Origin of the sequence: Variovorax sp. HW608 (assembly GCF_900090195.1) — a bacterium.
GTDB lineage: Bacteria > Pseudomonadota > Gammaproteobacteria > Burkholderiales > Burkholderiaceae_C > Variovorax.
The window spans coordinates 4,699,988-4,716,922 of the sequence record NZ_LT607803.1 but is presented as its reverse complement, the minus strand read 5'-3'; the positions used below and the strand labels follow the sequence as shown (position 1 = coordinate 4,716,922).

Genomic DNA, 16,935 nt, shown 5'->3' with positions numbered 1-16,935 from the left:
CAACATGCCCAAGTTCGCAGCCAACCTGACGATGCTGTTCAACGAGCTGCCGTTCATGCAGCGTTTCGAAGCCGCCGCCCAGGCGGGCTTCAAGGCGGTGGAGTACCTCTTTCCCTACGCCTACGAGAAGAAGGAACTGGCCGCCGCACTGAAGGACAACGGCCTGGTGCAGGTGCTGCACAACTTGCCGGCCGGCGACTGGGACGGCGGCGAGCGCGGCATCGGCTGCCACCCGGATCGGGTCGGCGAGTTCCGCGAAGGCGTCGGCCGCGCGATCGAGTACGCGACCGCGCTGGGCTGCCCGAAGGTCAATTGCCTGCTCGGCAAACTGCCCGCCGGCGTCACCGCTGCCGACGCGCGCAAGGTGGCGGTGGACAACCTGCGCTTCGCCGCGAAGGAACTGCAGGCCGCCGGCATCCGGCTCCTGATCGAGCCGATCAACACCTTCGACATCCCCGGCTTCTACCTGAACCGGACCGACCAGGCGCTGTCGATCCTCGACGAGGTCGGCTCGGCGAATCTGCTGGTGCAGTACGACATCTACCACGCGCAGCGCATGGAAGGCGAGCTCGGCAACACGCTCTCGAAGCACATCACGCGCATCGGCCACATCCAGCTCGCGGACAACCCGGGCCGCGGCGAGCCGGGCACGGGCGAGATCAACTACCCGTGGCTGTTCAGGCACATCGATTCGATCGGCTACGACGGCTGGATCGGCTGCGAATACAAGCCGCGCGGCAGCACGGTCGAAGGCCTCGGCTGGCGCACCGCACTCACGCAATAACGCACATCAGGACAAAAGAAGGAAATCTCGCGCTATGTCGAACACGAACGCACAGAAGATCGGTTTCATCGGCCTCGGCATCATGGGTGCGCCGATGGCGGGGCACCTGCTGGAGGCCGGCCACCAGCTCCATGTGAACACGCGCGGTCCGGTGCCGGAGCCCTTCGCTTCGAAGGCCTTGGTCTGCGCGACGGCCACCGATGTGGCCAGGCAGGCGGACGTGATCTTCCTCATGGTGCCGGACACGCCCGACGTGGAGAAGGTGCTGTTCGGCGAAGGCGGCGTCGCCGCCGGGCTCACCAAGGGCAAGGTGGTGGTCGACTGCAGCTCGATCGATCCGATCGCGACGAAGGAATTCGCCAAGCGCATCCTCGACCTGGGCTGCGGCTACGTCGATGCGCCGGTCTCCGGCGGCGAAGTGGGTGCCAAGGCGGCGAGCCTCACGATCATGTGCGGCGGCGACGAAGGCAGCTTCGCGCGGGTGCGGCCGCTGCTGGAGAAGATGGGCAAGAACATCACGCTGGTCGGCAACGTGGGCGACGGGCAGGTCTGCAAGGTCGCGAACCAGATCATCGTGGCGCTCAACATCGCCGCCGTGGGCGAGGCGCTGGTGTTTGCCTCCAAGGCGGGCGCCGATCCGGCCAAGGTGCGGCAGGCGCTGATGGGTGGATTTGCCTCCTCGCGCATCCTGGAAGTGCATGGCGAGCGGATGATCAAGCGCACCTTCGCGCCGGGTTTCCGCATCGCCCTGCATCAGAAGGATTTGAACCTTGCGCTGCAGGGCGCCAGGTCCCTGGGTGTCGCCTTGCCGCAGACCGCCAGCGCAGCCCAGCTCATGAACGCATGCGCCGCATTGGGATTCGCCCAGGAAGACCACTCAGCCCTGGTTCGAGCGCTGGAAGCAATGGCGAATCACCCGGTAGCGCAAGGCTAGTTCCCCCAGGACCAAAAACGCGAGGTCGAAGACGAGCCCCCGTTGATCGACCAGGAGCCCGGTTGGCGGTGCGGCGCCGGGGGCGCCTCTACGCCGCCGAGGAGCGCAGCCTTTCGCGGACCAGGGCTCGCGCTGTCTGAGCGAAGCGAGTTTGCGCGAGACCCCGCGAAAGGCGAGCACCGCAGGGCAGCCGCGCAGCGGCCGGCGTAGTGAAGCCCCCGGCGCCGCACCGCAAACCGGGCGGACGTCCCACAGAAAAAACACCCCATGCACCCCGCCAGTCCCATCCATGTACATCCCGCATCGATTCCAGAACCAATCGATGCGCTTCACCCTCGTTCCCGCCCCGACTTTGCGTTAGCCTCTCTCCTGAGCCAGTAAGCAAGGAGACACCGATGGCCAACAAAGAACTTTCCCCCGCCGAACAGGCGCTGCGTGACGCGGCTCGCGAATACCACCGCTCGCCGGTCAAAGGCAAGATCTCGATCTCGCCCACCAAGCCCCTTCTGAACCAGCGCGACCTCTCGCTCGCCTACTCGCCCGGCGTCGCCTATCCCTGCCTCGACATCGAGGCCGACCCGTCCCTCGCCGCCGAATACACCTCGCGCGGCAACCTCGTCGGCGTCGTCACCAACGGCACCGCCGTCCTCGGCCTCGGCAACATCGGGCCGCTCGCCAGCAAACCGGTGATGGAAGGCAAGGGCTGCCTCTTCAAGAAGTTTGCCGGCGTCGACGTGTTCGACATCGAACTCGCCGAGACCGACCCCGACAAGCTCGTCGACATCATCGCCTCGCTCGAACCCACCCTCGGCGGCATCAACCTCGAGGACATCAAGGCGCCCGAATGCTTCTACATCGAGAAGAAGCTGCGCGAGCGCATGAACATCCCAGTCTTCCATGACGACCAGCACGGCACCGCCATCATCTCGGCCGCAGCGCTCCTCAACGGCCTCGAACTCGTCGGCAAGAAGATCGGGGACGTCAAGATCGCCGTCTCCGGCGCCGGCGCGGCCGCCATCGCCTGCCTCGACGTCATGGTCGGCCTCGGCGCCAAGGCGTCGAACATCTACGCGGTCGATTCCAAGGGCCTGATCTACATCGGCCGCCCCGGCGGCTTCGACGACTCGAAGACCCGCTACGCGCAGAAGGACACCGGCGCCCGCACCCTCGCCGACGTCATGAAGGACGCCGACGTCTTCCTCGGCTGCTCCGCGCCCGGCGTGGTCTCGCAGGACATGGTCAAGAGCATGGCCAGCCAGCCGATCATCCTCGCGCTCGCCAACCCCGAACCCGAGATCCGGCCCGAGCTCGCCAAGGCGGTGCGCCCGGACTGCATCGTCGCCACCGGCCGCTCCGACTACCCGAACCAGGTCAACAACGTCCTGTGCTTCCCGTACATCTTCCGCGGCGCGCTCGACTGCGGCGCGACCAAGATCACGGAAGAAATGAAGCTCGCCTGCGTGCGCGAGATCGCCGATCTCGCCAAGGCCGACATCAGCGAGGAAGTCGCCACTGCCTACGCCGGCCAGGAACTGGCCTTCGGCCCCGACTACATCATCCCCAAGCCCTTCGACGCGCGCCTGATCCTGCGCATCGCCCCGGCGGTCGCCAAGGCCGCGCAGGAATCCGGCGTCGCCACCCGGCCGATCGAGGACCTCGAGGCGTACCGCCAGCACCTCACACGCTTCGTCTACCAGACCGGCATGTTCATGCGCCCGGTTTTCAGCGCCGCCAAGTGCGCAACCCGCAAGCGTGTCGCCTATGCCGAAGGCGAGGACGACCGTGTGCTGCGCGCCGCCCAGCTCGCGGTGGACGAGGGCCTCGCCAAGCCGATCCTCATCGGCCGCCCCGCGGTCATCGAGGCGCGCATCAAGAAGGCCGGCCTGCACATCCGTCCGGGCACCGACGTCGAATGCGTGGATCCCGAAGACGATCCGCGCTTCCGCACCTACTGGGAGGCCTACCACAAGGTCATGGGCCGCCGCGGCATCACGCCCGAGGCATCGAAGGCCATGGTGCGCCGCTCGAACACCACCATCGCCTCGCTGATGGTCCACCTGGGCGATGCCGACGCGATGCTCTGCGGCCTGGTCGGGCGCTTCGACAGCCACTTGCGCATCCTGCAGAACATCCTCGGGCAGAAGCCCGATGCGCCGGGCTTCGCGACGCTCAACGCGCTCACGCTCGACAAGTACACCCTCTTCATCGCCGACACCAACGTGCATGAAGACCCGAGCGCCGAGACGCTGGCGAAGATCGCGCTCATGGCCGCCGAGGAAGTGCGCCGCTTCGGCCTGCCGCCCAAGGTGGCCTTCCTGTCGCACTCGAACTTCGGCACCTCCGAGCGCGGCTCGGCCAAGAAGATGCGCCAGGCCCGCGAGTTGTTCGCGAAGATGGCGCCCGACATCGAATGCGACGGCGAAATGCACGGCGACGCCGCCCTGTCCGAAGAAGTTCGCCGCAAGGCGCTGCCCGAGAGCACGCTGGCCGGCGAAGCCAACCTGCTGATCTGCCCGAATCTCGACTCGGCCAACATCCTCTTCAACGTGCTGAAGATGACCGGCAGCAACGGCGTGACGGTCGGCCCGATCCTGATGGGCGCGGAAGGCCAGGCGCACATCCTGACCCCCTCGGCGACCGTGCGGCGCGTGGTCAACCTGACCGCGCTCGCGGTGGCGAACGCGAACTCGGCACGCTGATTTCGCGCACTCGGAAGAGACGCCCCGCCGCGGTGCACCCGGCGGGGCGTTTTTCTTTTTCCACTTTGCCGATATGAAGATGGCAACGGCCGCCGGCCATGCACCCCATTGGCACAGCGGAAGGGTTCGCACCAAGTGCGTGCGGGCACCGTTTTTGCTTGAATTCGTTACATCACTGAACGGAATCCGAATGAACAAGCGCCAACTGCTCCAGTCCTTCCTCGCCGCGTCGGCGCTCTCTTTCGGCCTCGGCACCGCCTACGCGGAGACCACGCCGATCAAGTTCCAGCTCGACTGGCGCTTCGAAGGACCCGGCGCCTTCTTCACCCATCCCGCCGCCAAGGGCTACTTCAAGGCCGCGGGCCTCGACGTGACGGTCGATGCAGGCAACGGCTCCGGCGGCGCGGTCACGCGGGTGGCCTCGGGCGCCTACGACATGGGCTTCGCCGACCTCGCGGCGCTGATGGAATTCCACGCCAACAACCCCGACAGCCCGAACAAGCCGGTCGCGGTGATGATGGTCTACAACAACACGCCGGCCTCGGTCATGGCGCTCAGGAAGAGCGGCATCACCAAGCCCGCCGACCTCAGCGGCAAGAAGATGGGCGCCCCGGTGTTCGACGCCGGCCGCCGCTCGTTCCCGATCTTCGCCAAGGCCAACAACATCGGCGCCGTGACCTGGACCGCGATGGACCCGACCCTGCGCGAGACCATGCTGATGCGCGGCGACATCGACGCCATCACCGGCTTCACCTTCACCTCGCTGCTCAACCTCGAAGCGCGCGGCGCGAAGGCGGCCGACGTGGTGATCCTGCCCTACCCCGACTACGGCGTGAAGCTCTACGGCAACGCGATCATCGTCTCGCCCAAGCTGATCAAGGAGAACCCGGCGGCGGTGAAGGCCTTCCTGCAAGCCTTCACCAAGGGGGCGAAGGAAGTGATCGCCAATCCGGCCGTGGCCATCGAATCGATCAAGGCCCGCGACGGCATCGTGAACAGCGAGCTCGAAACCCGCCGCCTGAAGCTCGCGATCGACACCGTGGTGAACACGCCCGACGCCCGCGCCGAAGGCTTCGGCCAGGTCAACGCCGGCCGCCTCGCGCTCATGGCCTCGCAGGTGTCCGACGCCTTCGGCACCAAGACGCGCGTGAACCCCGACGCGGTGTGGAACGGATCGATGCTCCCGACTGCGGCGGAACTGAACATCCTGCGCAAGTAATGCAGGCGCAGCAGGACCACACGCCCTTCGTCGATTTCCAGGACGTCTGGCTCGCCTACAACGAAGAACTGCTGCGCGCGAACCACTTCGCGGTCGAGGCCATCGACCTCCAGGTCACGCGCGGCGAATTCATCGCGATCGTCGGGCCCTCGGGCTGCGGCAAGTCGACCTTCATGAAGCTCACGACGGGCCTCAAGATGCCTTCGATGGGCAGGATCCGCATCGACGGACAGCCGGTCACCGGGCCGCTGAAGATCTCGGGCATGGCCTTCCAGGCGCCTTCGCTGCTGCCGTGGCGCACCACCGTCGACAACGTGCTGCTGCCGCTGGAGATCGTCGAACCGTACCGCTCCACCTTCAAGGCCAGGCGCAAGGAATACGTGGAGCGTGCCCGCAGCCTGCTGCAGAAGGTCGGCCTCGGCGGCTATGAAGACAAGTTCCCATGGCAGCTTTCCGGCGGCATGCAGCAGCGCGCGAGCATCTGCCGCGCGCTCATCCATGAACCGAAGATGCTGCTGCTCGACGAGCCGTTCGGCGCGCTCGACGCCTTCACGCGCGAGGAGCTCTGGTGCATTCTGCGCGACCTCTGGACCGAGCAGCGCTTCAACGTGATCCTCGTCACGCACGACCTGCGCGAGTCGGTGTTCCTCGCCGACACGGTGTACGTGATGAGCAAGAGCCCCGGCCGCTTCGTCGTCAAGCGCGAGATCGACCTGCCGCGCCCGCGCGAGCTCGAACTGACCTACACCCGCGCGTTCACCGACATCGTCCACGAGCTGCGCGGCCACATCGGCGCGATCCGCAGCCAAGGCGCTTCGACCGCCACCGCGATTCCTCGGTAGTCACATGAAGAACAACAAGCAAGTCGAACGCTGGTCGCCCTGGCTGCTGCTGGTTGCCGTCATCGTGCTGTGGCAGATCATCTGCTCGGGCTTCGGCGTGTCGGAATTCATCTTTCCGAGCCCGTGGCGCATCTGGACGCAGTTCTGGGAATTCAAGGAGGTCATCGCCGGCCACGCATGGCGCACCTTCTGGGTCACGATGGCGGGCTTCGGCATCGCGATCGTGGTGGGCGTGCTGCTGGGCTTCGTGATCGGCAGCTCGCGCGTGGCCTATGCGGCGGTGTACCCGCTGATGACCGCCTTCAACGCATTGCCGAAGGCGGCCTTCGTGCCTATCCTCGTGGTCTGGTTCGGCATCGGCATCGGGCCGGCGATCCTCACGGCCTTTCTCATCAGCTTCTTCCCGATCATGGTCAACATCGCGACCGGCCTGGCGACGCTCGAGCCCGAGCTGGAAGACGTGCTGCGCGTGCTTGGCGCCAAGCGCTGGGACGTGCTGGTGAAGATCGGCCTGCCGCGCTCGCTGCCGTATTTCTACGCCTCGCTCAAGGTCGCGATCACGCTGGCCTTCGTCGGCACCACGGTGTCGGAGATGACCGCGGCCAACGAAGGCATCGGCTACCTGCTGATCTCCGCCGGCTCGTCGATGCAGATGGGCCTGGCCTTCGCGGGCCTGATGGTGGTGGGCGCGATGGCGATGGGGATGTACGAGCTCTTCAGCGCGGTCGAGAAGCACACCACCGCCTGGGCGCATCGGGGCTCGCAAGGTGAATGACGAACAGAAGCTGAAGGCCCTGCGCCGCGCCAACGAGGTCGCGCGGCGCGCGATGGCGATGGGCCGCCATCCCTTCGGCGCGGTCCTGGTCGCGCCGGACGGAGAAACGGTGCTCGCCGAGCAGGGCAACATCGACACGGTGCAGCACGCCGAGGCCACGCTCGCACGTACCGCGTCGCTGAACTACCCGGCCGACTACCTCGCGCAGTGCACGCTGGTGACCACTTTCGAGCCCTGCGCGATGTGCGCGGGGACGATCTACTGGGCCAACATCGGGCGCGTGGTCTACGGCGCGGAAGAAGCCGCGCTGCTCGCGCTCACCGGCGACCATCCCGAGAACCCGACGCTGTCGCTGCCCTGCCGCGAGCTGTTCGCGCGCGGCCAGAAGACGATCGAGGTCGACGGTCCGGTGCCCGAGGTCGCGGAGGAGCTGATCGCGACGCACCGCGGTTTCTGGGAATCCCGCGGCCGCTGAGTCCGCCGCGCCTTGTTCGCGGCTGCGCGTTCTCCTATGCTCCCTCGCTTGGCAACAGGAGACGCAACATGATCAAAGTCAGCGTGATGTACCCGCACACGCCCGGGTCCCGCTTCGACCACGACTACTACCGCGATTCGCACATGCCGATGCTCAAGCGCTTGCTGGGCGATGCGTGCAAGTCCTACACCATCGACAAGGGGCTGGCCGGCGGCGCTCCCGGCGCGCCGCCGGTGTATGTCGGCATGTGCCATGTCTTCTGCGATTCGGCCGAAGCCTTCCAGGCCGCGTTCGAACCGCATGCCAAGGAAATCCTCGGCGACATCGCGAACTACACCGATATCAAGCCGGTGATGCAGATCAGCGAAGTGGTGGTCGGCTAGGGGCGTGTTCCCCCTAGACCGAACTTTGAGCCTCGAATGAGCGCAACCCCTTGATCCTGCTGAGTTTGTTCAGCGAGGCTGGGTGGGCTTACTGGGTACAGGCGGGATTGGCGCCGAGCAGCTTGAAGGCCTTGTCCTGCAGCGGCGTGGGCCGCGTGGTGATGACGATCTTGGCGTTCGGGTTCAGGCTCGTGTGGGTGATGTTGTAGGCGAGCGTGGCCAGGTCCTGCAGCAGCGTGCGCAGGCTGTGCAGCGGTAATCCGTCGCTGGCGTGCTTGGATGTGTCCTTGTCGCGGGCGTGCTCGGAGCGCATCGCCTTGGCGACCGGAGAAGCCCGCTGGCCTTGGGCCTGCTCGAGGAACTCGTCGTCGAACAGCACAGGCTTCAGGCGCTCGCGCAGGTGCCACTCGACGTAGTAGGCGAGCATGCACAGGAAGACATGCGCGCGAACACGCTCGGTGTTGTAGTGGAAGACCGGCCGCACATGCAGGTCCACGGTCTTCATCGAGCGGAACGCGCGCTCCACCTGGGCCAGGCTCTTGTAGGCGGCCACCGCCGCGGCCGCATCGAGTTGCTGGGCGCTCAAGCTGGTGCGGATCACGTACAGACCGTCCAGCGCGGTCTCGCTGGCAATCGAATCGGCCTTGCGCCGGAATGCGAAGGTCGTCTCGGTGATCGTGAGCTCGAAGTGCTTGGCCACGTTGAAGCGGTCGATGAGGCGCCCCACGCGCAACGCGATGGCCTGCTCGCCGCGCAGCGGCTGGCGCGCACGCTGCGTGGCCGCGGCGACCTTGCCCAGATCGGCCTCGGTGGCCGCCAGCAACTCGCCGCGCTTGCGCGCGCGCTCGGCCGCCAGGAGCGGGTTGCGGCACACGACCAGGCGCTCGCCGGGGAAGTGAGCGCTGCGCACTTCGAGGAGGTTGCGCTCATCGAACAGCGACGGCTGGAAGGGCCCGAGCTCGGCGGCCAGCTGCGCGATTTGCGGCGCGCGCAGACTGCTGATCCAGTCCATGCCCTGCGGCTTGAGCACCTGCTCGATGCGTGCCGAGGTCAGCATCCCGCGATCGCCCACCCACGTGATGCGTTCGATGCCAAAGCGCTGCTTGAGCTTGGCCACCTGCTCGGCCACCGTGGCCGGGTCGCCCGTGTTGCCGGCGAACACTTCGACGGCGATCGGGCACCCCTCGGGCGTACAGATCAGCCCGAACACGATCTGTGGATCGTCGCGCTTGCCGTCGCGCGAATGGCCGCGCGCGGCCAGCTCGCAGCAGCGTCCCGTCAGCCAGGTCGAGGTGAGGTCGTACAGCACCAAGGTGCTGCCGGCCAGATGCTTGCGCGCCAGTCGTCGCTCGATCGCCGGCTGCGCGCCGTGCAGCCAGTCCAGCGCACGGTACAGATCATCGGCGCTGCACTGACCCACACCCAGCACGCGGCCCAGCGAGTGGGTGGCGGTGTCGTCGTGCAGCATGCGATGGGTCGCGAGCTTGGAGCCGGGCGTGAGCACGCGCGCGACGAGCATGGCCAGCAACAGTGCGCGCAGGTCCTCGGGCGCACTGGCAAACCAGGCCGGCGCGTCGCATTGGCGCGCGGCCGCCAGCACGGCGGCCACATGGCCGTGGGGCAGGCTGCGCTCGATGCTGAAGACCTCCTGCGCGTCGGGCACGGCCACGCCCCCGCGCAGCAACACCTTCAAGCCCTCTATGACCTCCGCACTCAGGCTCGACAGATTGGCCAGCGTGCGCTTGCGCACCTTGCCGTCTTCGCGATAGGACTCGCGCAACAGGATCGCGGGGGGCGAGTCGCGGTTGGGGACGGCCTCGATGTACATGGCTTCATGTATGGATCATCAATAGACGAAATTCAAGAAGCATTTGCACAATTTACATGGCTACACAAACGAGGCAAAAAATAGCTGGAACCCGCGCCATGCTTGGGTTCCAGCTACTTCATGTGCCCAAAGTTCGGCCTAGAACTTCGTCGAGTAGCCCACGGTCAATCCGCGCGGAAGAATCTCGACGAAGAACGGCGTGTCGTACCGGGTGGCGAAATAGCCGGTGGCGGTGCCGAGCGCCCAGCCCGCGAGCACGTCGGTCTGCCAGTGCGCCTGGCCTTTCATGCGCGCGACGCCGTCGTACAGCGGCAGAAGCTCGAGCGCCCAGACCCATGGATTGCGGGCGGCGTAGTTGACGATGATCGGTGTCACGAAGCTGGCCTGCAACGCCACCTCGCCACTCGGGAAGCTGTTGTGTCCGCGCCCCTTGAACCAGGCATCGGGGCCCTCGCCGCTGATGGGCCGGGGCCGTCCGGTCGTCTCCTTGAGCACTTGCGCGGCCACGCCGGACGCGATCGACGCATCGATCGTCTGCCATAGCGTGTGACCGAACTCGTCGTCATTGCCGAGCCACACGGCGCCCGCCACCTCGAACAGGATGACCCCGTACTGCAGGGCGTTCTGGTTGCTGCGCGACCAGATTCCGCTCTGGTCGTATTTCAGCACGCTGTCGATGCCGAGCGGGCCGCCCCCGGCATGGGCGCCGAGCGCGACCAGCCCCAGCACCAAGGCACCGAAGAGTGGGCGGATGCGGCGAGCCGGCATGACGAAACCGTAGGCTCCTTCCATGAGCGGAAGCTGAACGCGACGCGAAACAAGGGTATCTCTCTATCGCTGAGCTGCCGCCGCCTCCCTCCGGCCTGGCCGGCTCAGACCAGCTTGGTCTCGATCTCGGTCTTCACCTCGGTCATCAGGCGGTGCAGCGGGCACTTGCCCGCCACGCGCAGAAGCTCCTCGCGCTGCGCCTCGCTGAGCTCGCCCGTCACGCGCAGCGAAGTGCCGAGCCGGTAGGTGCCCTGGCGCTCCTCGCTGTCGTCGCGGTCGACCACGACCTCGATCTCTTCCACCGGGATCCCCTTGCGCCTGGCGTAGACCAGCACGGTGAGCGCCTTGCAGGCGCCGAGCGAAGCGTCGTAGAGGTCATGCGGCTGCGGCCCGGCGTCGGCGCCGCCGGCGGCAACGGCCGCGTCGACCGGAATTTCGTGGGCGCGAATGCGGACCGTGTGCCGCGTGCCGCTGACGTCGTCGCGGCGGACCGTGATGCTCATTTTGGGTCTCCTGGGGATGGGCACGATGGTCGCACAAGCGGCCCCGGCCCACCCCCGGCTGGCTCATACTAAGTTGCGTTCAAAGATATAGAAGTTATCCAATCGAAACCGGTCATCGATCGGGTTCTCTCGTGATCTGATTCGAGCGCCACCAGCCCTGTCGTGAGGGCGCGTTCGACGGCGTCGAGGTTGGCGAAGACATGGTTGGCAAAGCAGTCCTCGCGAATCGCCTCCCACAGATGCTCGGCCGGGTTGAGTTCGGGGCTGTACGGAGGCAGGTAGATCAGTCGCATGTGATCCGGGACCGCGAGTTGACCTGCCAGATGCCAGCCCGCCTGGTCCATGACCATCACGATGAATTCCTCGACATGGCGCTGGGCGACCTCGGCCAGGAATAGCGACATGGTCTCGGCGTTCACCCAGGGCAGCACGAGGCTGTCCATCACGCCGTCGTGTGGGCTGACGGCACTGAAGGCATAGATGTACTTGCGCTCCAGGCGAGCGCCGACGACAGGTCGAATGCGGTGTGGCGCCCAGCAGCGACGCGGCGTGCCCAGCAATCCGAATCGCCCCTCGTCCTGGAACATCAGCCGCACCGCGCGACCTTGTTCAGCCTGGCGCACGACCTCTTGGCGTACCTGGCGGCGGAGTTTTTTTAAAGGCGGCCTGTGCCGCGACGTCCGCCTTGGGATGCCGGGGCCGGGGCACGACCTTGCGCCAGCCGTGACGGTCGAGCAGCCGATAGATCGTCGAGGGCGCCACCGCCTTGCCGAGTTGCTTCTGGTAGGCCTGCTGGATCTCAGCTACCGTCAACATCCCGCCTGCCTGTGCGCGTTCGACGAAGGGTGCCAGCAACTCCTGCTCCTGTTCGGCGCTCAAATGCTGGTGGTGTCTGCCACCGCGGCCTCGAAGATCGAAGATGGCATCACCTTCCTTGGCCCATCGAGAGTGCATCACATGCACGGTGGTGGTTGACCAACCCAGCAACTGTGCAATCTGCGCGGCCGAGCTGCCCAGCGTGGCCCTGATCAGCACGCACTGGATGCGCTGGTACTGCGCATGGCTGTCGGCTTGCTTGAGCCGTTCTGCCAAGCGCATCACGGTCGCCTTATCCCCAACGATCAGACTCTTCATCCACGACTCCTTGAAGTACGTGGACAGACATGATATCTAATCTATTGAACGCAAATTGGTATCAGCGGTGCACTTCGCTCTCGCCATGCCTGGCGAGCAACTGCATCAGATGCTTGCGGATCAGCATGCCGGGGCGATCGGACTCCATCGAATACTCCACGCCGCGCCGGCGCGTGTCGACCAGCGCATCGGGGTCGGTGGATTCGAGGATGTCCTTGTCCTCGCGCGTGATCTCCTGGTCGAAGTCGATCAGCATGCGCGCCGCGCAATCGGCCTCGGTGTCGTTGCGGAACAGCCATTGGCACAGCTGGATGCGCGCGTCGTCGATCGGCGTGAAGCAGTTGATGATGATGTGGCGGATGCCCGAGGGGTATTCGATGTCGAGCCGGCGCGAGAACGGCAGGAAGTACGCATTGCGCATGTGCCGCGTGGTGATCGGGTCCGTCACGCCGCTGATGGGGTGGAACTTCGCGGGGTTCACGGCGTCGATCACCGTCTCGGCATGGAAGCCGCCGTCGTTCTCGACCAGTTCGTACTTGCTCGGCTTCGGGCTTGCGGCCACGCCGAAGGTCGCGCGGTGCACGAAGCTGAAGTGCGAATTGTCGAAGGAGTTCTCCAGCGCGCGCATCGGGCTGGTTTGCCACTCCTCGTAGAACTGATGGATCGTGCGCCAGGCCGGATCGCCGTATTCCGGGACCGCCGGGATGTCCGCGATCGGATCCTCCAGCGCAACCCAGGCATAGCCGTAGCGCGCGGCGCAGTGGTAGGCCGTGGTCCTGTACTCCAGCGAGATCCTGCGCTCGGGCCCGTACTGCGGAATGCGGACCACCTGGCCGCTGCGGTCATAGGTCCAGCCGTGGTAGCCGCACTGGATCGCGCCCCGGCCGCAGGCCTTGCCCTCGGCATCCACGCACCAGCCCTTGGAGAGCTTCGCGGTGCGATGGCAGCAGCGGTCGCGCAGCGCGGCCGGCTGGCCGTCGGCGTCCAGGAACAGCACGATGTTCTCGCCGAGCAGCGTGAAGGGCCTGGGCCCCTGCTGCAGAGCGGCCAGCGGCATGACGGCATGCCAGAACTTGCGGAAGACGGGTTGCTGCGTGACGAGCATGGGAAGACTCCTTCGGATGTGCGTGGGGACGACCATGAAAGAGCAATTTCCCACCGCGGACGGGGCCGGGCTGAACGCTTCTACTCTGTCCCCGGGCGCACGCAAGTTGCGCGCCCGACGCGATGCTGCCGGTGCGCTTTGAACGTAGCATCGAGGCATGACCGCCCTTCCTCCCGATTTCTTTCCGGCCGAATCCCCGCTCGACGAACGCGACGGACGCTACCTGCGCAAGGCCATCGTCTGGTCGCACGCGGCCCGGCGACGGGGCAACCGGCCCTTCGGCGCGGTCATCGTCTCCGCGGCCGGCGAGGTGCTGGCCGAGGCCTACTGCAACACCGCCGAGACGGGCGACGTCACCGGCCATGCCGAGACCAATGCGGTGCGGATGCTCGCCGAACGCAAGCTGTCGCGCGAGGAGCTGGCCGGCGCGACGATCTACTCGTCCGGCGAGCCCTGCGTGATGTGCGCCGGCGCGATCTTCTGGGCCAACATCGGCCGCGTGGTGTTCGGCATCGACGCAGTGCGGCTGCGGGTGTTCCGCGGCGCGCGCGGCGACCAGCGCGATGCCGAGCTGTCGTGCCGCGACGTGTTCCGCGCGTCGCCGCATCCGATCGAATGCATCGGCCCCGCGCTGGTCGACGAGGCCGCGGCGGCGCATGACGGCGCCTGGAAGAGCGCGTAGCCTTGGCGCCGGCCGATCGCCGCCCGTCGCCGGATCGACTAACCTCCGCGTCCATGAAACCCAAAGTGCAGTTCCGCCTGCGCATCTACCGCGACGACAGCATCGCCATTGGCCCCGGCAAGATCGCGCTGCTCGAAGCCATCGCGGAAACAGGCTCCATCTCCGCTGCCGGCCGCCAGCTCGGCATGTCGTACCGGCGCGCCTGGATGCTCATCGACGAGATGAACCGCTCGCTCAGCTCGCCCGCGGTCAGCACCGCCACCGGCGGCGCGCATGGCGGCGGCACCGCGCTCACGCCGGTCGGCGAACAGATCGTGCGCCACTACCGGGCCATCGAAAGCACCGCGCGTGTCGCGGCGGCATCGGACATCACGGCGCTCACCCGCCTGCTCGCGCCTTGAGGTGATCGGCCACGGGTGCCTTGCCCGATCGCTGTATCCGCGAGTATATGAAGGTCGATCTTCTCAAGATCCAGGACACCGCCCTGGCGCTCTCCTGCTTGTAGGGAACGGATTCACGGACCCCGCATCTTTGCCATGTGCAACAATGCCGTCATTCCCTCAAGTGCATGACGATCACCCTCCTCTCCTCGATCGACTGGTCACCGCTGGTGCTCTCGGTCAAGGTCGCGGCCTTTGCGACGCTGCTCGCGATGCTGGCCGGCGTCGCACTGGGCTGGGTGTTCGCGCGCAAGCCGTTTCCGGGTTCCCTGGTGCTCGAATCGCTGTTCATGCTGCCGCTGGTGCTGCCCCCCACGGTGATCGGCTACGCGATCCTGGTGGCGGCCGGCCGGCGCAGTCCGCTCGGCGGCTGGCTGCGCGAGCACTTCGACTACACCATCATCTTCAGCTGGCACGGCGCGGTGGTGGCCTCGGCGGTGGTGGCGCTGCCGCTGGTGCTCAAGTCGGCCAGCGCGGCCTTCGAGCATGTGGACCGGTCGCTCGAAGCCGCGGCAAGCACGCTGCGCCAGTCGCCGCTTTCGGTCTTCCTGCGCGTGACGCTGCCGCTGGCATGGCCGGGCATCCTCGCAGGAACGCTGCTCGCCTTCGCACGCGCCATGGGCGAGTTCGGCGCGTCGCTGATGGTCGCAGGGTCGATCCCCAAGCAGACGCAGACCCTGTCCATGGCCATCTATGACGCCGCGCAGGCGGGCAACGACGACCTCGCGCTGGTGCTGGTGGTCGTCACCTCGCTGCTTTCGATCACGGTGCTGGTTCTGTCGAACCGGTTCTTCTCGCTTCGCTGACGCCAGGAGCCTCTTCATGCCCACGTCCCGCCTCGCTCGCCGCCTTGCCGCCATCGCTCTCGTCCTGGCCCTGCCGGCCGGCGCGATGGCGCAGCAGCTCACGGTGTCGGCGGCCGCGAGCCTGACGGATGCCTTCAAGGAAATCGGCGCCAGGTTCGAGGCAAGCAGGCCGGGCGCGACCGTGCGCTTCAACTTCGCCGCCTCGGGCGTGCTGCTGCAGCAGATCAGCCAGGGCGCGCCGGTGGACGTGTTCGCCAGCGCCGACCAGGAAACCATGGACCGCGCCGCGAGCCAGAAGCTGATCGACGCCGCGACGCGCAGGGACTTCGCCGCCAACAGCCTCGTGCTGATCGAGCCCGCCCAGGGCGGCGTCGGCCTCAAGACCCTGCAGGACCTCAGCGGTCCCGGCGTGAAGAAGATCGCGGTCGGCAAGACCGCGACCGTGCCGGTGGGCCGCTACACGCGCGAGGCGCTCGAGGCCGCCGGGCTCTGGACCCCGCTGGAACCCCGCTTCGTGCAGGCCGACAGCGTGCGCCAGGTGCTCGACTACGTCAGCCGAGGTGAAGTGGAAGCCGGCTTCGTGTACCGTACCGATGCCGCCGTCATGGGCGACAAGGTGCGCGTGGTGCTCACGGCGACCGGCCACGCGCCCGTGTCCTATCCGATCGCCGTGACCGCGGAAAGCAAGGAGAAGGCGTTGGCGAAGGACTTCATCGCGTTCCTGTCGAGCGAGCCGTCGCAGGCGGTGCTGTTGCGCTTCGGCTTCGGCAAGCCGTGATCGACGTCGACCTGCAACTGACGGTCACCGATGGAACGCGCCGCTTCGATCTCGCGGCGCGCTTCGCCACGAGCGTTCCTTTTGCCGCGCTCTACGGCCCATCCGGGGCCGGCAAGTCGCTGACCTTCCAGGCCATCGCCGGGCTGCTGCATCCGTCGCGCGGGCATGTCACGCTCGACGGCCGGACGCTATTCGATTCCACGCAGGGCATCGACATACCGGCGTCCGAGCGGCGCATCGGCTACCTGTTCCAGAATTACGCACTGTTTCCGCACCTCTCGGTGCGCGACAACGTCGCCTTCGGCCTCACCTCGTGGCGCAAGCGGCGCCTATCGCGCGAGGACGGGGAGCGGGTCGATGCCCTGCTGCGCAGCTTCGATCTCGACGCCATGGCCGACAGCCGGCCGCGCACCCTGTCCGGTGGACAGCAGCAGCGCGTGGCGCTCGCCCGCGCGCTCGCGTGCCGCCCGCAGGTGCTGCTGCTGGACGAGCCCTTCGCAGCGCTCAATCCGATGCTGCGCAGTGCCGTGCGGCAGGATCTCGCGGCCATGCAGCGCGAATGGGGCATCCCGGTGCTGATGATCACGCACGACATCGACGACGTGCTCGACCTGGCCGACGTCGCCTTCGTCTACGAGGCAGGCCAGGTGGTACGCGAGGTCGACCTTCGGGGCGGCACGAGCCGCCCGCTCATGGTGCAGCAGCTCGGCGTGCCTGCGCGGCACGAGGAAACGCCCGAACGCGGCAGGCTGCGCCGTCTGCTCCACGGCGGCTAGAGGC

General features: G+C 66.8%; 19 protein-coding genes. 13 read left to right on the top strand and 6 right to left on the bottom strand.

Translation table 11 applies throughout. The annotated features are described in order from the left end of the window. Window positions 1-4: 4 nt before the first annotated feature. From hyi to VAR608DRAFT_RS22245, 8 genes are all read left to right on the top strand, one after another. Entirely contained in the window at window positions 5-784 is a 780-nt protein-coding gene (hyi, locus tag VAR608DRAFT_RS22280) for a hydroxypyruvate isomerase (protein ID WP_088956045.1), read from the top strand. Beyond that, window positions 690-1,718 carry a 2-hydroxy-3-oxopropionate reductase gene (locus tag VAR608DRAFT_RS22275; RefSeq protein WP_269458567.1) on the top strand — a complete coding sequence of 343 codons (1,029 nt, stop codon included), beginning with the start codon at window positions 690-692 and terminating at the stop codon, window positions 1,716-1,718. The genes hyi and VAR608DRAFT_RS22275 overlap by 95 nt, the downstream gene beginning before the upstream one ends. A 395-nt stretch (window positions 1,719-2,113) precedes the next feature. Further along, entirely contained in the window at window positions 2,114-4,417 is a 2,304-nt protein-coding gene (locus tag VAR608DRAFT_RS22270) for an NADP-dependent malic enzyme (protein WP_088956043.1), read from the top strand. A 190-nt stretch (window positions 4,418-4,607) separates the two neighbouring features. After that, the gene (locus tag VAR608DRAFT_RS22265) at window positions 4,608-5,636 is read left to right on the top strand and encodes an ABC transporter substrate-binding protein (RefSeq protein WP_088956042.1); all 1,029 of its coding nucleotides are present in this window, start codon (window positions 4,608-4,610) and stop codon (window positions 5,634-5,636) included. Beyond that, entirely contained in the window at window positions 5,636-6,478 is an 843-nt protein-coding gene (locus VAR608DRAFT_RS22260; protein WP_088956041.1) for an ABC transporter ATP-binding protein, read from the top strand. The genes VAR608DRAFT_RS22265 and VAR608DRAFT_RS22260 overlap by 1 nt, the downstream gene beginning before the upstream one ends. A gap of 4 nt (window positions 6,479-6,482) precedes the next feature. Next, on the top strand, window positions 6,483-7,253 hold the full coding sequence (locus VAR608DRAFT_RS22255) for an ABC transporter permease (protein ID WP_088956040.1): 771 nt from the start codon (window positions 6,483-6,485) through the stop codon (window positions 7,251-7,253). Beyond that, complete coding sequence (locus VAR608DRAFT_RS22250; protein ID WP_088956039.1) at window positions 7,246-7,728, top strand: nucleoside deaminase; 483 nt, start codon at window positions 7,246-7,248, stop codon at window positions 7,726-7,728. The genes VAR608DRAFT_RS22255 and VAR608DRAFT_RS22250 overlap by 8 nt, the downstream gene beginning before the upstream one ends. Window positions 7,729-7,796: 68 nt before the next feature. Further along, the gene (locus VAR608DRAFT_RS22245) at window positions 7,797-8,111 is read left to right on the top strand and encodes an EthD family reductase (RefSeq protein ID WP_088956038.1); all 315 of its coding nucleotides are present in this window, start codon (window positions 7,797-7,799) and stop codon (window positions 8,109-8,111) included. An 88-nt stretch (window positions 8,112-8,199) separates the two neighbouring features. On the opposite strand, the gene VAR608DRAFT_RS22240 is transcribed toward VAR608DRAFT_RS22245, so the two are convergent. The 6 genes from VAR608DRAFT_RS22240 to VAR608DRAFT_RS22215 form a co-directional block, all read right to left on the bottom strand. Next, window positions 8,200-9,939: an IS1634 family transposase gene (locus tag VAR608DRAFT_RS22240; RefSeq protein WP_088956037.1), complete on the bottom strand. Its 1,740-nt coding sequence runs from the start codon at window positions 9,937-9,939 to the stop codon at window positions 8,200-8,202. Between the two features lie 138 nt (window positions 9,940-10,077). Further along, a complete protein-coding gene (locus VAR608DRAFT_RS22235; protein ID WP_231972922.1) occupies window positions 10,078-10,731 on the bottom strand; it encodes a phosphatase PAP2 family protein in 654 nt (217 codons plus the stop codon). Window positions 10,732-10,811: 80 nt separating this feature from the next. Beyond that, window positions 10,812-11,210 (bottom strand): OsmC family protein, encoded by a 399-nt coding sequence (locus tag VAR608DRAFT_RS22230; protein WP_088956035.1) that lies wholly within the window; start codon window positions 11,208-11,210, stop codon window positions 10,812-10,814. Window positions 11,211-11,278: 68 nt separating this feature from the next. Next, window positions 11,279-11,902 carry an IS630 family transposase gene (locus VAR608DRAFT_RS38095; protein WP_231973569.1) on the bottom strand — a complete coding sequence of 208 codons (624 nt, stop codon included), beginning with the start codon at window positions 11,900-11,902 and terminating at the stop codon, window positions 11,279-11,281. After that, window positions 11,820-12,344, bottom strand: a complete 525-nt coding sequence (locus VAR608DRAFT_RS22220) for a winged helix-turn-helix domain-containing protein (RefSeq protein ID WP_088953016.1) — start codon at window positions 12,342-12,344, stop codon at window positions 11,820-11,822. Before VAR608DRAFT_RS22220 ends, VAR608DRAFT_RS38095 begins: the two co-directional genes overlap by 83 nt. A gap of 61 nt (window positions 12,345-12,405) precedes the next feature. Further along, on the bottom strand, window positions 12,406-13,449 hold the full coding sequence (locus VAR608DRAFT_RS22215; protein ID WP_088956034.1) for an aromatic ring-hydroxylating dioxygenase subunit alpha: 1,044 nt from the start codon (window positions 13,447-13,449) through the stop codon (window positions 12,406-12,408). A 157-nt stretch (window positions 13,450-13,606) separates the two neighbouring features. Here VAR608DRAFT_RS22215 and VAR608DRAFT_RS22210 point away from each other — a divergent pair, with 157 nt between their 5' ends. The 5 genes from VAR608DRAFT_RS22210 to VAR608DRAFT_RS22190 all read left to right on the top strand — a co-directional run bounded on the left by VAR608DRAFT_RS22210 (window position 13,607) and on the right by VAR608DRAFT_RS22190 (window position 16,931). Then, window positions 13,607-14,131 carry a nucleoside deaminase gene (locus tag VAR608DRAFT_RS22210; RefSeq protein ID WP_088956033.1) on the top strand — a complete coding sequence of 175 codons (525 nt, stop codon included), beginning with the start codon at window positions 13,607-13,609 and terminating at the stop codon, window positions 14,129-14,131. Window positions 14,132-14,184: 53 nt separating this feature from the next. After that, window positions 14,185-14,532, top strand: coding sequence for a winged helix-turn-helix domain-containing protein (locus tag VAR608DRAFT_RS22205; RefSeq protein ID WP_088956032.1), 348 nt, complete (start codon window positions 14,185-14,187; stop codon window positions 14,530-14,532). Between the two features lie 167 nt (window positions 14,533-14,699). Then, window positions 14,700-15,377: a molybdate ABC transporter permease subunit gene (gene modB, locus VAR608DRAFT_RS22200; protein WP_088956031.1), complete on the top strand. Its 678-nt coding sequence runs from the start codon at window positions 14,700-14,702 to the stop codon at window positions 15,375-15,377. A 16-nt stretch (window positions 15,378-15,393) separates the two neighbouring features. Beyond that, window positions 15,394-16,155 (top strand): molybdate ABC transporter substrate-binding protein, encoded by a 762-nt coding sequence (gene modA / locus VAR608DRAFT_RS22195; protein ID WP_088956030.1) that lies wholly within the window; start codon window positions 15,394-15,396, stop codon window positions 16,153-16,155. Next, window positions 16,152-16,931 carry an ABC transporter ATP-binding protein gene (locus VAR608DRAFT_RS22190; RefSeq protein WP_088956029.1) on the top strand — a complete coding sequence of 260 codons (780 nt, stop codon included), beginning with the start codon at window positions 16,152-16,154 and terminating at the stop codon, window positions 16,929-16,931. Before modA ends, VAR608DRAFT_RS22190 begins: the two co-directional genes overlap by 4 nt. Window positions 16,932-16,935 lie beyond the last annotated feature (4 nt).

Bases quoted from the DNA above. Each gene is read 5' to 3' on its own strand.
- VAR608DRAFT_RS22245 (WP_088956038.1), top strand. From the start codon at position 7,797: ATGATCAAAGTCAGCGTGATGTACCCGCACACGCCCGGGTCCCGCTTC.
- modB (WP_088956031.1), top strand. From the start codon at position 14,700: ATGACGATCACCCTCCTCTCCTCGATCGACTGGTCACCGCTGGTGCTC.
- VAR608DRAFT_RS22265 (WP_088956042.1), top strand. From the start codon at position 4,608: ATGAACAAGCGCCAACTGCTCCAGTCCTTCCTCGCCGCGTCGGCGCTC.
- VAR608DRAFT_RS22230 (WP_088956035.1), bottom strand. From the start codon at position 11,210: ATGAGCATCACGGTCCGCCGCGACGACGTCAGCGGCACGCGGCACACG.
- VAR608DRAFT_RS22205 (WP_088956032.1), top strand. From the start codon at position 14,185: ATGAAACCCAAAGTGCAGTTCCGCCTGCGCATCTACCGCGACGACAGC.
- modA (WP_088956030.1), top strand. From the start codon at position 15,394: ATGCCCACGTCCCGCCTCGCTCGCCGCCTTGCCGCCATCGCTCTCGTC.
- VAR608DRAFT_RS22270 (WP_088956043.1), top strand. From the start codon at position 2,114: ATGGCCAACAAAGAACTTTCCCCCGCCGAACAGGCGCTGCGTGACGCG.
- VAR608DRAFT_RS22235 (WP_231972922.1), bottom strand. From the start codon at position 10,731: ATGGAAGGAGCCTACGGTTTCGTCATGCCGGCTCGCCGCATCCGCCCA.
- VAR608DRAFT_RS22215 (WP_088956034.1), bottom strand. From the start codon at position 13,449: ATGCTCGTCACGCAGCAACCCGTCTTCCGCAAGTTCTGGCATGCCGTC.
- VAR608DRAFT_RS22240 (WP_088956037.1), bottom strand. From the start codon at position 9,939: ATGTACATCGAGGCCGTCCCCAACCGCGACTCGCCCCCCGCGATCCTG.
- VAR608DRAFT_RS22255 (WP_088956040.1), top strand. From the start codon at position 6,483: ATGAAGAACAACAAGCAAGTCGAACGCTGGTCGCCCTGGCTGCTGCTG.
- VAR608DRAFT_RS22260 (WP_088956041.1), top strand. From the start codon at position 5,636: ATGCAGGCGCAGCAGGACCACACGCCCTTCGTCGATTTCCAGGACGTC.
- VAR608DRAFT_RS22210 (WP_088956033.1), top strand. From the start codon at position 13,607: ATGACCGCCCTTCCTCCCGATTTCTTTCCGGCCGAATCCCCGCTCGAC.
- VAR608DRAFT_RS22220 (WP_088953016.1), bottom strand. From the start codon at position 12,344: ATGAAGAGTCTGATCGTTGGGGATAAGGCGACCGTGATGCGCTTGGCA.
- hyi (WP_088956045.1), top strand. From the start codon at position 5: ATGCCCAAGTTCGCAGCCAACCTGACGATGCTGTTCAACGAGCTGCCG.